11 protein-coding genes are annotated in these 13,146 nt (G+C 59.9%); 4 read left to right on the top strand and 7 right to left on the bottom strand.

What is annotated here, in order from left to right; genetic code table 11:
* The first annotated feature begins 4 nt into the window (after positions 1 to 4).
* The 3 genes from ACIPR4_RS03140 (at position 5) to ACIPR4_RS03130 (ending at position 4,103) form a co-directional block, all read left to right on the top strand.
* The gene (locus ACIPR4_RS03140) at positions 5 to 1,762 is read left to right on the top strand and encodes a family 78 glycoside hydrolase catalytic domain (protein WP_013567198.1); all 1,758 of its coding nucleotides are present in this window, start codon (positions 5 to 7) and stop codon (positions 1,760 to 1,762) included.
* A 304-nt stretch (positions 1,763 to 2,066) separates the two neighbouring features.
* Positions 2,067 to 2,945 (top strand): DUF3034 family protein, encoded by an 879-nt coding sequence (locus ACIPR4_RS03135; protein WP_013567197.1) that lies wholly within the window; start codon positions 2,067 to 2,069, stop codon positions 2,943 to 2,945.
* A gap of 129 nt (positions 2,946 to 3,074) precedes the next feature.
* Positions 3,075 to 4,103 carry a zinc-binding alcohol dehydrogenase family protein gene (locus ACIPR4_RS03130; protein WP_013567196.1) on the top strand — a complete coding sequence of 343 codons (1,029 nt, stop codon included), beginning with the start codon at positions 3,075 to 3,077 and terminating at the stop codon, positions 4,101 to 4,103.
* A 6-nt stretch (positions 4,104 to 4,109) separates the two neighbouring features.
* Here the strand turns inward: ACIPR4_RS03130 and ACIPR4_RS03125 are convergent, their stop codons facing one another.
* Genes ACIPR4_RS03125 through ACIPR4_RS03115 form a run of 3 tightly spaced genes read right to left on the bottom strand, consistent with a single transcriptional unit; the run spans position 4,110 to position 6,657 of the window.
* Positions 4,110 to 4,565, bottom strand: coding sequence for an MEKHLA domain-containing protein (locus tag ACIPR4_RS03125; RefSeq protein ID WP_013567195.1), 456 nt, complete (start codon positions 4,563 to 4,565; stop codon positions 4,110 to 4,112).
* Between the two features lie 49 nt (positions 4,566 to 4,614).
* Positions 4,615 to 6,294 carry an MFS transporter gene (locus ACIPR4_RS03120; protein WP_013567194.1) on the bottom strand — a complete coding sequence of 560 codons (1,680 nt, stop codon included), beginning with the start codon at positions 6,292 to 6,294 and terminating at the stop codon, positions 4,615 to 4,617.
* Positions 6,295 to 6,330: 36 nt separating this feature from the next.
* On the bottom strand, positions 6,331 to 6,657 hold the full coding sequence (locus ACIPR4_RS03115) for a phage holin family protein (RefSeq protein ID WP_013567193.1): 327 nt from the start codon (positions 6,655 to 6,657) through the stop codon (positions 6,331 to 6,333).
* Between the two features lie 77 nt (positions 6,658 to 6,734).
* Between ACIPR4_RS03115 and ACIPR4_RS03110 the strand changes: the two genes are divergently transcribed.
* Complete coding sequence (locus ACIPR4_RS03110) at positions 6,735 to 7,685, top strand: hypothetical protein (RefSeq protein WP_013567192.1); 951 nt, start codon at positions 6,735 to 6,737, stop codon at positions 7,683 to 7,685.
* Here the strand turns inward: ACIPR4_RS03110 and ACIPR4_RS03105 are convergent, their stop codons facing one another.
* The 4 genes from ACIPR4_RS03105 to ACIPR4_RS21385 all read right to left on the bottom strand — a co-directional run bounded on the left by ACIPR4_RS03105 (position 7,686) and on the right by ACIPR4_RS21385 (position 13,092).
* On the bottom strand, positions 7,686 to 9,389 hold the full coding sequence (locus ACIPR4_RS03105) for a hypothetical protein (RefSeq protein ID WP_013567191.1): 1,704 nt from the start codon (positions 9,387 to 9,389) through the stop codon (positions 7,686 to 7,688).
* Between the two features lie 151 nt (positions 9,390 to 9,540).
* A complete protein-coding gene (locus ACIPR4_RS03100; protein WP_013567190.1) occupies positions 9,541 to 9,741 on the bottom strand; it encodes a cold-shock protein in 201 nt (66 codons plus the stop codon).
* Positions 9,742 to 9,925: 184 nt separating this feature from the next.
* Positions 9,926 to 10,615 (bottom strand): (d)CMP kinase, encoded by a 690-nt coding sequence (gene cmk, locus ACIPR4_RS03095; RefSeq protein WP_013567189.1) that lies wholly within the window; start codon positions 10,613 to 10,615, stop codon positions 9,926 to 9,928.
* Entirely contained in the window at positions 10,612 to 13,092 is a 2,481-nt protein-coding gene (locus ACIPR4_RS21385; protein WP_013567188.1) for a hypothetical protein, read from the bottom strand. The genes cmk and ACIPR4_RS21385 overlap by 4 nt, the downstream gene beginning before the upstream one ends.
* Positions 13,093 to 13,146 lie beyond the last annotated feature (54 nt).

The raw sequence follows: 13,146 nt of genomic DNA, 5'->3' as shown, positions 1-13,146 counted from the left end.
AAGTATGGGGAAGTGGTATCGAAGCGCGGTGATGTTTGGGGTGACCCTGCTCTCGGCGGTGGGGCAGGATGTTGCGCCGACCCATCTGGTAGAGCAGACACCGGTAGCAATCCGCAAAATCGCGCCGGGAGTGTTCCTGGTGGACTTTGGCCGTGTCGCGTTTGGAAACCTTTCGCTCACGCCCGTGCATTCGACTGTCTCAAAGGCTGTTGAGGTCCGCTTTGGCGAGGCGTTGAAAGATGGTCGCGTGGATACGCACCCGCCCGGCTCCGTGCGTTATGCCGAGGTGAAAGTTGCGACGCACCAGGCTACGACGATGATTGTCGCCCCTCCAGTGGATGCGCGGAATACAACGGCTCCTGCAGTGTTGACTCCGCCATCCTGGGGAGTGCTGATGCCCTTTCGCTGGGTGGAGGTGCTGGGCTGGCCGCGAGAACTGCGCGCGGATGAGATCAGCCGCCGTGCCGTCTTCGACAGTACATGGGTCGACGATGCTGCAACGTTTCACTCCTCTGACCCCATGCTGGATAGGGTCTGGGACCTCTGCCACTACTCCATCAAGGCGACGACCTTTGCCGGGGTCTTTGTGGATGGGGATCGGGAGCGGCTGGCCTATGAAGCGGACGCCTATCTGACGCAGCTAAGCTACTACGCCGGAGACGCCGATCCACGCATGGCGCGAGCCACCTTCGAACGCCTGATGAAGTTTCCGACATGGCCCTCCGAGTGGGCCCCGCAGATGATCTTCATGGCCTACGCCGACTGGATGCAAACGGGCGACACAGTCTGGCTGGCAGCGCATTATGAGGAACTCAAGACCAAGCTGCTTGAGGAGCGTGTCAGCACCGATGGATTGGTGATGAGCACGCCGCAGTTGATCAGTCACGCAGATATCGTAGACTGGCCGATCCACGAGCGCGACGGCTACGTCTTTACCAGCGTCAATACGGTGGTCAACGCCTTCCATCTACGCGCCCTGGAAGAGATGAGCCAACTGGCCGAAGCGCAGGGAAAGGCAAAGGAGGCAGCGAAGTTTCTGGAGCAAAAGAGAACGGCGCAGTCTACCTTTCAAGAGAAGCTCTTTGATCCAGTGCAGGGACTCTATCGTGATGGAGTCGGAACAGAGCATGCTTCGCTCCATGCAAATCTTTTTCCCCTGGCCTTTGGGCTCGTACCCTCCAACGAGCGACCGAAGGTGGCTCAGTGGCTTGTCGCGCGCGGCATGGCGGGGTCGGTCTACGCGGCACAATATCTGCTGGAAGCTCTCTTCGAAAATGGCGAAGACGCGGACGCGCTTGCCTTGATCACAGCCCCGGGAGATCGCAGTTGGCGTCACATGGTAGACAGCGACGCGACGATTACGTGGGAAGCCTGGGACTTGAAGTACAAACCGAATCAGGACACGAACCATGCCTGGGGAGCGGCTCCGGCGAACCTTTTGCCACGCTTCGTGCTGGGCGCACGGCCATTGACGCCAGGGTGGGGCAGAGCGCTGATTCAACCACATCCGGGAACTCTGACCAGCGCTGAAGGCCGCATGCCAACCCCGCACGGCGAGATGTCAGTGAGATGGAAGCGAGACAAGCACTTCACCCTCGCACTCACCCTGCCAAGTGGGATGACTGCCAAGGTAGAGTTGCCTGCGCTGGAAGGTTCGAGCGAAGTGCGAGTCGGTGGCACTCCAATGAAGGCGCACCGCGAGGGTCGATGGTGGATTCTCGAAAAGGACCTATCGGGAAGCGTCATGATCGAAGAGCGATGATGCTTGCTCTGTACCTTCCGCCTAGTCGAATGACGGACAGAACACTTGCTCTCGCGTGACCCGTGACCACCGTCACCGAACACACCCGAGCCATGAATTAGCGTTGCTCTTAATAGAGCGATTTTTGAATTCACAAAGAGTGTTGAGCAGTTCGCAATCACTTTCCAGGGATGCACCCTGACGGCCTGTTGGAACAAGAGGCGCTCCTCTGGAGAGCGCACGGAACGCGTCAATCGCTGACGCGCAGCTTGAAGTTCGTAAGCTGGCCGCTGCGTCTGCTCATCTCCAACAATGGGAGCACATCATGATGAGATCCACACGAGCAAGAACCATCTCCTTAGCAATCTTTGCCCTCATCCTTGCAGGCACTTCCATCGGTCGTGCCCAGCAACTCGGTTGGGAAGGCAGCACCGGCGTCTTTGTTACGCCCCTCGCCTACACTGCGGCTTCCCCGGAGCGAAAGGTCGCTCTGCCGACCGTCGCCTATCACTACCTCAACGGCGGCAGCGTGCTCGGCACCTTCAGCCAGATCTCGATCACCAGTGGCTTCGCCAACCGCGTGGAGTTTGGATACACACGCACCATCCACGCTGCAGGAAGCAATGCTGCACTCAGTCCTCTCTGGACCGATGGCTTCAATACCTTTCACGGAAAGGGAGCACTCCTCAAGGAGAACAGCTGGAAGAAAAAATGGGTACCGGCCGTTTCGCTGGGCTTCAACGTCCGCTCACAGGTTCGGAACGTCGGCGGTGCGCTCCTGAAAAAGGACACGACCAACGGCGACATCTACTTGGCGGCCAGCAAAACCATCACCCAGTTCAAACCAGTTCCCATCCTCATCACCGGCGGCATCCGCGGCAGCAACGCACAGCTCTTCGGTCTCGCCGGCAACGCTCCGGAGTGGGCCGCACTCGGATTCGGCTCCGTGGCCTTCGTCTTGCACGGTCCCGCAAAGAGCACGGTCATTCTTGCAGCCGAGGCCTCACAGCAGCCCAATCATCTCCAGGACCTTCCTGGAGCGGTGACGCCAACCACCCTGGTCTACGCCGTACGCGTCCTCCCGAGCGCCAAGCTCCGTTTGAATGTCGACTTCGGCATGCTCCAGGGCCCCGGTCGTATTGCGTCTGGTGTCGATCTGCAGGCGCGCGCGCGACCCGCCTTCGCCGTCTCGTACAAGTTCTAAAACCCCTCTCCGTCTCCCTCGGCGAGGGGCTTGCGCAATACACCAGGCTCCTCGCCATTCACCCTTTCCGCCAGCACACACAAACCAAAGATCAAACACCTCCGCCTTCTGTCGTTTACCATCCAAGACATGAAAGCTGTTGGCTACCGCGAACCCCTGCCCATCGAAGAGCCGCTCTCCCTCGAAGACCTTGAGATCGAGAAGCCTACGCCGCGCGACCGCGACATCCTCGTGCAGGTCAAAGCCATCAGCGTCAATCCCGTGGACACCAAGGTCCGCGCCAAGAGCAAACCAGACGAAGGCAAAGAGTTCAAAGTCCTCGGCTGGGACGCGGCTGGAATCGTCACCGCCATTGGTCCGCTCGTCTCCATGTTCAAAGTCGGCGACGAAGTCTTCTACGCCGGTTGCATCGCGCGCCAGGGCGCCAATGCGGAGTTTCATACGGTCGATGAGCGCATCGTCGCGCACAAACCGAAGACGCTCTCCTTCGCGGAGGCCGCCGCCGTTCCGCTCACAGCGCTTACCGCATACGAACTTCTTTTCGACCGCTGGAACGTCGATCCCCGCAAAGCCTACGGCGAGCCCTGCCGTGGCGATCTCCTCATCCTCGGTGGCGCAGGCGGAGTCGGATCCATGCTGATCCAGCTGGCGCGTCGTCTCACACCGCTCGGCGTCATCGCGACCGCATCGCGGCCCGAGACGCAGGAGTGGTGCCGCAAGCTCGGCGCGCACTACGTCATCGATCACAACTGGCCGATCAAGCAGCAGATGGAAGAGCTGCAGATCCCGGAGGTCACCAACATCGCTCTGCTCACCGGCACCGACCAGCAGTATCCCGCCATCGTGGAGGTGCTCGCACCGCAGGGGAAGATCGGTCTCATCGACGACCCGAAGAACCCCGTCGATATCCGCCCCCTCAAGCGCAAATGCGGCTCCATGCACTGGGAGTTCATGTTCGCCCGTTCCTACTGGGAGACGCCCGACATCCTCCGCCAGCACGACATTCTCACGGAGGTCGCGCGTCTGATCGACCTTGGCACGCTGAAGACCACGATGACCGAAAACCTCGGCACCATCAACGCGGAGAACCTCAAGAAGGCCCACACGAAACAGGAGTCTGGCAGATCGATTGGAAAGACGGTTCTTGAGGGCTGGTAGTTTGCCTTACACGTCCAACGTGCGCGGCAAAAACGCTGCCTGTCCTCGATAAACCCCGTCGGCATCCGTGAGCTGCCAGACGATCGCATCTTCAATCCAGAATCGCTTGCCGGACTTTGCAATACGAATGCCCCGATAGTTCGCAACAAATCCATGTTGCTGCACTTCCTCAAGAAACCTCTGTCGCTCGCTGCGCTCGGGAGCTTCGGCAGACAAACGCGAAGGCAGAGCCGTCAACTCTTCCCACGAATACTCGAAGCGCTTCTGGGCCGTCTTATTGCCGTAAACAAAGACAGGGTCCGCCGCGGTATTGTGCGCGAGAATACCGAACGGAGCGTCCTCATAAAGCCACCGCGGCGCATCGTCTGGACTGATCTCTTGCAGTACTAACGGCTGATGGGTGAGCCGTTCAAAACTCTCTGCGAGCAGGTCATAAAAAACACGGTCATTGCGTAAATCCATGAGGATAGTTTCTCTCCACCCCTTAGACGTTAGCAATCGTAGAACAGAGCTACACAGTATGCGCACGTTCTTTCGCATACACCTGATGCGTCACATGCGGCGATTCTTTTCCTGCATGGAACGACACAGCTTTCTGCACCAGCGTGAAATCGCCCTCCGTCATACGCTCGCGCGAACGCAGATACTCCAGCCACGACTCCATCACAAAGGTCTCTTCCAGCTTCTCCGGATCGTTTGCATCGCGGAAGACACCCCAACGAATCGCTCCCGACCTGAGCCGCGCCGCGCGGAGCTTATGAATGGCCACGACAAACTCCTCGTACTTGTCCACTGGCACACGATAATCGATAAGCACACGGACCGGGCCGTCCTCCGGCTCCGGCTCATTCTGCAGATGCGGCACGGGGCTGCGCCAGTGATACGGCGTATGGTCTGGAATCTTTCCACGCATCACGTGCAGCCGCGTGGTGAAAGGAATCGAAATCGCCAGGCCCAGAGCACTCGCCGCCAGCGCCGCGGTGGTCGAACTATGCTCCGCCACCGCGCCCCACAGGATGCTTCCCAGGGCGAGCCCACCCTGAAAAACCATCTGGTACATGCCCAGCGCGCGCGCGCTCACCCATCCGGGAGCAAGCAGCTGAACCGAAGTATTCAACGTGGACATCGTGCATGTCCATGCAAATCCGCCTGCCATCAGGAACACGATCACCAGCCACGCGTGATGCGCAAACGCCAGGACCGCAAGTGTTCCCACGTACATCACGCTGGACGCAATCAGAATCTGATCGGCCTTCCAACGCGCGCGTACCTTGGCCAGCAACACCGCCGCCACCACCGCACCAAAACCCAGCGAACCATTCAGGATGCCGTATCCCATCGGCCCCTGCTTCAGATCGCGCGCCGCAACAATCGCCAGCAGACTCCACACTGCACTCACGAAAAACGTGAAGATAAACGCCCGCGCAAACACCGCCTGTAATGGCGGCGAGTACCGCAGATAGCGCAGCCCCGTCTCCACCGAGCCTTTGATCCGTTCAGCCGGAAGAGCGCTCTTGAAGAGCGGCGTACGCTTCCAGATGTACAGCACCCACACCACCGCGATGAAGGATCCGGCGTTCAGTGCAAACACCCATCCCGCACCGGTGGAGGCCTTCACGAACCCCGCCACCATCAAGCCGCCCAGGGCAGGTCCCACGGCGCGCGCCAGATTATTACTCGCGCTCGCCAGCGCCACGGCATCAGGCAGTTGCTCGCGCGGCACAAGCTCCGGAACAATGGCCTGCCACGCGGGATTGTTCATCGCCGAACCGATGTTCATCAGGAACGTCAGCCCCAACAGCATGTACGGTCCGATCACACCGAACAGCGCCAGCACCGCCAGCAGGGCTACCACCACGAGCTGCCACATCTGCCAGAAGATCAGCAGCCGACGACGCTCGAAGATGTCCGCAGTTGCGCCCGCGAAGAGTCCCAATATTAATACCGGCGCGCTCGCCGCCGTCTGCATCAGCGCGATCAGCAACGGAGACCCCGTGAGGGCCGTCATCAGCCACGTGCCTGCGGTGTCCTGCATCCACGTGCCGATGCCGCTTACCGTCGACGCAATCCACCGATTGCGAAACAGCGGCAGGCGCAGTGGCGCAAATCCGCTCCGGTCTGCCGCGATCGCACCGATCGGCCCGATCTTCACCGGCTCGACCGGCGTTTCCGCTCCAACTTCAGGGTTCATGAACTACCTTGGATGCACAATCAATCGACGCACGATTTACGCGCCGAGCAGGAAATGTAATACCGTCAACACCAGCGCAGCCAGCAGTGCCGACGTATAGTCCTTCACCCTGAAGCCCTTGAGGATTCGACCTACGAAATAAATCATCAGCGCGTCGATCAGAAAATAAATCAGGTTTGGCAGCAGCCACGTCAACGGAAAGACCACGAGGCTCAACAACCATCCCAGCGTTACATTCAGCACTGCGATGACAAACGCGGCCCACAACGCCGACGTGAAATCCGCTACTTCGATCCCAGGCAGAAGATACGCCGCCACCAGCAGACCGATGGCGCTCACCAGCAAACCAATCAGAAAATGCATCCATCCTCCTCTTTTTTCGGTAGCTCCAGCATAGCTGCTGTCGCCTCTGTAAAAACACCCTCTATATAGTTGACCGTATGATGCGTTCCACAGCCGCTGCTCTGCTTGCCCTGTCCTGCATTCTGTGCGCGCAGCAGCCCTCGTCCGTGCCCGAAGAAAAAAAGCAGGTAGAAGCCACAGAGGCAGTCGACCTTAGCGCACCGCTGCCAGACATCTCCACCCTCATGCACGATGTGGAAAAAAATCAGCGCGCTTCCGATGAACTGCGGAAGAAATATACCTATCGCGCAGCCTCTGTCACAGAAGAGACCGACAGCAACGGTCGTGTGAAGAAGACAGAGTCCTCCGTGCGCGAAATCCTCTTCACCCAGGGAGCCCTCGTCGAACGCATGATCGAGAAAAACGGCAAGCCGCTCACCGACAAGGAAAAAGAGAAGGAAGACGAACGCGTAGAAAAAGAAATTACCAAAGAAAAGGAGAAGCGTGCCAAAGCCGCCTCCGAAGGCAAGGCCACGAACGCACGCGGCGACGAGATGCTCTCCGCGGCACGCATCCTCGAACTCGGCACCTTCTCCAACCCGCGTCGCCAGATCTACCGAGATCGCCCGACGATCGTAGTCGACTACGCGGGCGACAAGAAAGCCAAGTCCCGTACCTCCTTCGAAGCCGTCTTCAAGGATCTCGTCGGCACCGTATGGGTCGATGAAAAGACGCGCAACCTCGTCCGCGCCGAAGGCCACTTTCTCGACAACTTCAAAGTCGGTGGCGGTCTGGTCGCCAACGTCCGCAAAGACTCCAGCTTCAGCTACGAGACAACCTTCGTAAACAACGAAGTCTGGCTGCCCGCAAAGATCAGCGGCCAGGGCTCCGTCCGTGTCCTTCTGCTGGTGCATTACGAAGGCCGCGGCCACGCGACCTTCTACGACTACCGCAAATTCCAAAGCTCAGGCAAAATTCTTCCGGGCGTGACCGAGGTTCCCGACCCTGCACCGGACGCCGCGACGCCCCCGCCCACACCGCAACCCTGATCACGGCAGCTGGCGATAAAGCGTCAACCCACCAAATGTCTTCACCGGAGTCCATCGAGTACGCAGCTCTTCGTGCAGCAACGTGCCCAGTTCAAACGGCGTATGCCTTGCCTTGTACCGGTACCCAAAGCGCATCACCAGCTTGATCGGCGTATTCGGCAAGGTCTCGGAGAAAGTTCCATCGTTGTTTGCGACCAGAGCCCAACGCTCACTCCGCATCGCAGCAATGGCCCGCTTCTCCCCCGCGGCATCCCATACCTCCGCCAAGCCAGGGTAGTAGTCCGGGACGAACATTCCCTCGGCGCGCATCTGCTCTTCCAACCGCACCGGCACAGCGTAGATCTCCGGCGTACTGATCGGGGTTCCCCCCGTAACGGCACGCAGTTCACTGATTTCGGAGGAATCATCCGCTCCGTGGCCATGCGATAACGCGCGCAGCGAAGGCTGAGCCACCTTCAGGTTCGTTGCCTGAACCTGCACCGCAAAGAGAACGAAGACAGTTGCCCAAACCGCCTGCGCTCTTCGGCTATAGGCCCCAATCGCTACGAAGGTCAAGACGAAAAATCCAAATCCATAAAAGAAGACATGCAACGGATCGCATCGTCCCAGAGCTCCAGGAAGCATGCCCATCGACAGTAGATAGACTCCAGCCATCAGAGCGGCGCTCTCCGCCCGCCCGCGCAACATCCACCCGATCATCACGGGCACTAGAAAGACAATGGCGAAGATGAAGACAAAGAGATGCGGACTCGGCTCTGGAATTAGATTTAGAGCTCCATTGGAGGCCTGCCCCAACCGGTCCAGAAACGCGCGCCCGAACCCTGCCAGAAATAAGACCACCGCTGCTACAGGAGCGAGGAGCAACACCGCCGCCCTTCTCTGGCCTCGGAAGAAACGCACAGCAGCATAGGTCATTACGCCCACCGTCATGCCCACGCCAAGTTCGGGAGACACGAGCAGAACACTGAGCTCCGCCAGAACAAACGCGCCAAACTGCGTCCAATATCCTCCCCTGCGAGACGCCCACACCATTCCCGCAAAGGGTAGCGCAAACTTGTACAGTGAGTAATTCGGCCCGGCCAGAGTATTCGTCTGCAGCAAAACGCAGGCTGCAAAGAGAAGGACGCGCCACCGATAGAGCATGGGCAACCGATTGACCAGGTAGGCCACCATCGCTATGCCCGCCACGTTCATGACGGCCAGCGTTGCGAAGTAAGCCGTCACGACCGACATCCCCAGCGGCGCAAACAGACGGTACATCCATACCGACGGATACAGCAGCATGGGTCCATAAGGGAACTCAAGATCGCGATAGATCTTCATCCGGAAATCGAGGATGTTCTGGATGCGGTTCAGAAAGTAGTTCGACTCCGCGAAGCGCACGTCCGATCGATGGATGGCCCAGCCCAGGGTCAGTGTAAAGACCACGGTGAACGCCATCGACCAGAACACCAGCGCCGGGGGTAGCCTGCGGCCCTCGCCGGGGATTTCTGCCGGGGTAAAAAGACGCCACACCAGCGCCATCACCGTCAGGCTTAACAGCGCCAGGCCCATGGACGCGATCCGGTTGTCGCATCCTGCCACATAGCTGACCGAAGCGACCTGCTGCGAGGGTGCATGCGCGAACGGCGCAACAAAAACCGTCGCCGCCCCCACGACCATCAGAAACGCCACCCACCGGCGCGGAACAAATCTTAAGGCCACGTCAACTCCGGCTGTCATGCAAGAACCAGTGTAACGAGCGAATCAGCGAGCGGCGTCTTTAACCACAACGACAAAGGACGACCTCGAGGTCGCCCTTTAGTCAAAAAAGTCCCTTTGCTTCTAAAGAAGCGCAGGAACAGGTTGGAAGTGTCTACAGAGGCTGTACATCCGAAGCCTGCCAGCCCTTCGGACCCTTGACCACGTTGAATTGAACTGCCTGACCCTCCTGGAGGCTCTTGAAGCCACTCGAGGTGATCGCGGAATAATGCACGAAAACGTCTTCACCATTGGCCCGGCTGACGAATCCAAATCCTTTAGCGTCGTTGAACCACTTCACTGTTCCCTGTTCCATCTTGCAGTCCTTCAGAGCGAGTATGCCGTTGAATACAAATGGCTTTGACCTAAAAACTGTGCAAAAAATCCAGTTGTTCCAATCGATTGCGGTAAGCTTAGCACGATTCAAAAAATATGCGTGGAAAACTTGGGCCTATTTCGTAATTCGACGCAGCCGTCTCTATTTGGAACCGATTCCTGTGCTAACGGCTAAAAGCGACACGCACCAAGTCGTCCACCCGCGCCATGACCTCGTCCAGCTTCATCCCCGTCGTATCGACGACCACGGCATCCTCTGCCGGGCGCAGAGGAGATTCCGTCCTGCTCCGATCGCGCGCGTCGCGGTTTTTCATTTCGCGAACCGTCTCGTCCAGCGAGACCACAGGGTTCTGCTCAAACCGACGCTCGCCGCGCATCTCCGCAGAAGCGTCCAGAAAGATCTTCACGATCGCATCGGGAAAGACCTCTGTCCCGATATCGCGGCCTTCCATCACAACTCCCCGGCCTGAAGCCAGAGCCATCGACCTTTGTTCCGCCACCATCCAGCGCCGCACCTCGGCGTGAACGCTGACGCGCGAAGCCAACGCCGTCACCTCCGGCGCACGCAACTGGGTGGTCACATCTTCTCCGTCCAGCAGGACACGATTCCCTGCCTCGGACGGCTCTAGAACGATCTTCGTACCCGTCGTCACGCCGGTCACTGCGGCAGCATCGTCTGGATTCACGCCCTTGCGGGAGACCTTCAGCGCCAGGGCGCGATACATCGCTCCTGTCTCCAGGTTCAATAAACCGAACGTACGCGCCAGATGGGCCGCGACGGTGCTTTTTCCAGCACCGGCGGGCCCATCGATAGCAACTACTTTTACGCGTTTCTGCTCAACGCCAGAGCTCATTCAGGACGCCTCTTCGGTGCCCCGCTGCGTGCTCCAAACGATCCGCTCTTCTTCGCGAATCCGCCCGGCTTGCCGCCGAACTTCTTCGCCGCGAACTTGCGCTCGCCAAATGCCTTGGGAGACCGGTCCTGACCCTCACCGAAGCTCTTCTTCACGAAGGAACGCTTCTCGAAATCGCCGCCGCCTCCGCCTTCACGGGGTGTAAAGGGCTTGCGAGCATACGGCGTACGCTCTCCACCGCCACCCGATCCGCCGAAGGAAGGACGCGGCGAGTAAGGCTTACGATCGCCACCCTCGCGGGGAGTGAACGGCTTGCGCTCCCCACCACCCGAACCGCCATAGGAAGGACGAGGCGAGTAGGGACGACGCTCGCCACCCTCGCTCGATCCACCGAACGATGGTCGTGGGGAGTAAGGCTTGCGGTCTCCACCCTCACGCGGCGTGAACGGCTTGCGGTCGCCGTAAGGCTTGCGCTCGCCACCATCGCTCGATCCGCCAAACGACGGGCGAGGCGAATACGGACGGCGTTCGCCACCATCGCGGGGAGTAAAGGGCTTGCGCTCGCCGCCGCCCGATCCACCGAACGAAGGACGAGGCGTGTAAGGACGACGCTCTCCGCCCTCCCGTGGTGTAAACGGCTTACGGTCGCCAAACGCAGGACGCTCGCCACCTTCACGGGAACCGCCAAACGAAGGTCGTGGGGAATACGGACGGCGTTCGCCGCCGTCGCGAGGCGTAAAGGGCTTGCGCTCTCCGCCACCCGATCCACCAAACGAAGGACGAGGAGAGTAAGGACGACGCTCGCCACCATCGCTCGATCCACCAAAGGTGGGACGAGGTGCGTAAGGTTTGCGGTCGCCGCCTTCACGGGGCGCATAAGGCTTGCGGTCACCGAAGGACTTGCGCTCGCCACCATCGCTCGATCCGCCAAAGGACGGACGCGGCGAGTAAGGACGGCGTTCGCCACCCTCACGGGGTGCATAAGGCTTACGGTCGCTGAACGCAGGACGGTCGCCACCACCTGCTCCGAAGGAAGGACGAGGTGCATAGGGCTTGCGATCTCCGCCTTCACGCGGTGTCCAGGGTTTACGCGGAGCGGCGGAACGGTCGTCGTTCCAGGGCTTCGTGTACTCGCGCTTGGGTGCGTCACCCTCTGCGCCATCGCGACGGACAAACGGACGACGCTCGGAGTCGCTGCGTGGACCGCTGCGCTTGTTGGCGAAGTTACCCTCGGTAGCGGCACGTGCACCCGCAGGCTTGCGTACGGGGTAGACCACCTTTTCCCGAGGTTCGTAGCGAGAGAACTGCTGTGCAGCCGGAGCCATGACCGGCTCCATCACGTCGGGGAACTCGGGAAGATCGCCCGCGATATAGTGCAGGGTCTTTCCTTCCAGAACAATTTCGTCGAGCTGCTGGGTCGCACCCAGGCCGCCGACGATCTCGCGGATGCGCGAACGCGCCGCCAGCGGAGAGAGGAAGACTTCCATCTCTTCCGTCGTTGCCGCAACCACCTGTCCCAAGTAGAGCGAGAGCAGAGCGCTCAACGCCGTCGGTTGACCGGCGTTCGACCCAGCCTTGAGGTGACGAATGAACTTGCCCGTTACCAGCTCCCAAACCGTTGCGGAACCATCCGTCTGCGGTAGAGGAATGACGCGCTGGATCGCCCAGAGTTCGGTCATGGCGCGGAGAACCGCAGCCTCTGTGACCTCACGTCCCAGCTCAGGCACAAGCCCCATCGCCGTCAGCGGTCCCTTTTCCTTCAAAATCTCCCATGCATGCAGGGCCAGCTGCGAAACCCGCAGAGCACCCGAGGTCGAAGGCGCCAGCTTCCAGCCCTTGTCGCCACGCAGCGTGTAGACAAACGAGAACGCCTGCGCCGAGCAGACAAAGTCCGGCAGCTCGCCCGGTCCGCCCAGCAGGTTCAACGGAACTGCCGCGCCCTCAGCTACGAGTCTCGCCAGCATGCGGCGCGCTTCTTCTTTCTGCTCTGCCGTAAATCCGCTGACGATCTGCATCACCGGCTCGGACTTCACAGGCTCAACGGCGGCTTCTTCCGCCGCGGCGTGGATCGCATCGACTTCAGCAATCTCGTCGCCCTCATCCTCTTCGGCCTCGTCTTCTGCGACGACCATAATCTCGGAGTCGGTGGCGGAGGTGTCGCCCTCTTCCAGCTCGTCTTCCTGTGCCTCTTCGGCTTCGACAGCCAGGGCTTCATCCTCGGACGGAGCGGCTACTTCTGCGTTTTCATCGATATAGGGAACGCGATGACCGATCTCGGGGCGTCCCAGGATCGCTTCGACAAAGCTCGGCGAGGGTCCGGGAAACTGCTGCGTGTGGGGCATGTAGGGAACCAGGCCAGCCTGTTCCAGCCACTCGCGTGCGGAAACCTGGGTCAACAGTGCGGTTCCGTCCTGATGCCACAGGGCTTTGCGCGCGGCTGATAATTGCCGCGGCGTAAACGTCTCATTCGTGCTCATGGGGGGTGTCCTTCTTCGGTCTTCGCCGGCCATCGCGGAGACAACCCGCAACGG

This window comes from Terriglobus saanensis SP1PR4, from assembly GCF_000179915.2.
Classification (GTDB): domain Bacteria; phylum Acidobacteriota; class Terriglobia; order Terriglobales; family Acidobacteriaceae; genus Terriglobus; species Terriglobus saanensis.
This window is presented reverse-complemented; position numbering and strand designations above follow the sequence as displayed.

What these genes read in the sequence shown, in the direction of transcription:
- ACIPR4_RS03130 (WP_013567196.1), top strand. Translation starts at nt 3,075, where the DNA reads ATGAAAGCTGTTGGCTACCGCGAACCCCTGCCCATCGAAGAGCCGCTC.
- ACIPR4_RS21385 (WP_013567188.1), bottom strand. Translation starts at nt 13,092, where the DNA reads ATGAGCACGAATGAGACGTTTACGCCGCGGCAATTATCAGCCGCGCGC.
- ACIPR4_RS03135 (WP_013567197.1), top strand. Translation starts at nt 2,067, where the DNA reads ATGATGAGATCCACACGAGCAAGAACCATCTCCTTAGCAATCTTTGCC.
- ACIPR4_RS03115 (WP_013567193.1), bottom strand. Translation starts at nt 6,657, where the DNA reads ATGCATTTTCTGATTGGTTTGCTGGTGAGCGCCATCGGTCTGCTGGTG.
- ACIPR4_RS03120 (WP_013567194.1), bottom strand. Translation starts at nt 6,294, where the DNA reads ATGAACCCTGAAGTTGGAGCGGAAACGCCGGTCGAGCCGGTGAAGATC.
- ACIPR4_RS03140 (WP_013567198.1), top strand. Translation starts at nt 5, where the DNA reads ATGGGGAAGTGGTATCGAAGCGCGGTGATGTTTGGGGTGACCCTGCTC.
- cmk (WP_013567189.1), bottom strand. Translation starts at nt 10,615, where the DNA reads ATGAGCTCTGGCGTTGAGCAGAAACGCGTAAAAGTAGTTGCTATCGAT.
- ACIPR4_RS03100 (WP_013567190.1), bottom strand. Translation starts at nt 9,741, where the DNA reads ATGGAACAGGGAACAGTGAAGTGGTTCAACGACGCTAAAGGATTTGGA.
- ACIPR4_RS03125 (WP_013567195.1), bottom strand. Translation starts at nt 4,565, where the DNA reads ATGGATTTACGCAATGACCGTGTTTTTTATGACCTGCTCGCAGAGAGT.
- ACIPR4_RS03110 (WP_013567192.1), top strand. Translation starts at nt 6,735, where the DNA reads ATGATGCGTTCCACAGCCGCTGCTCTGCTTGCCCTGTCCTGCATTCTG.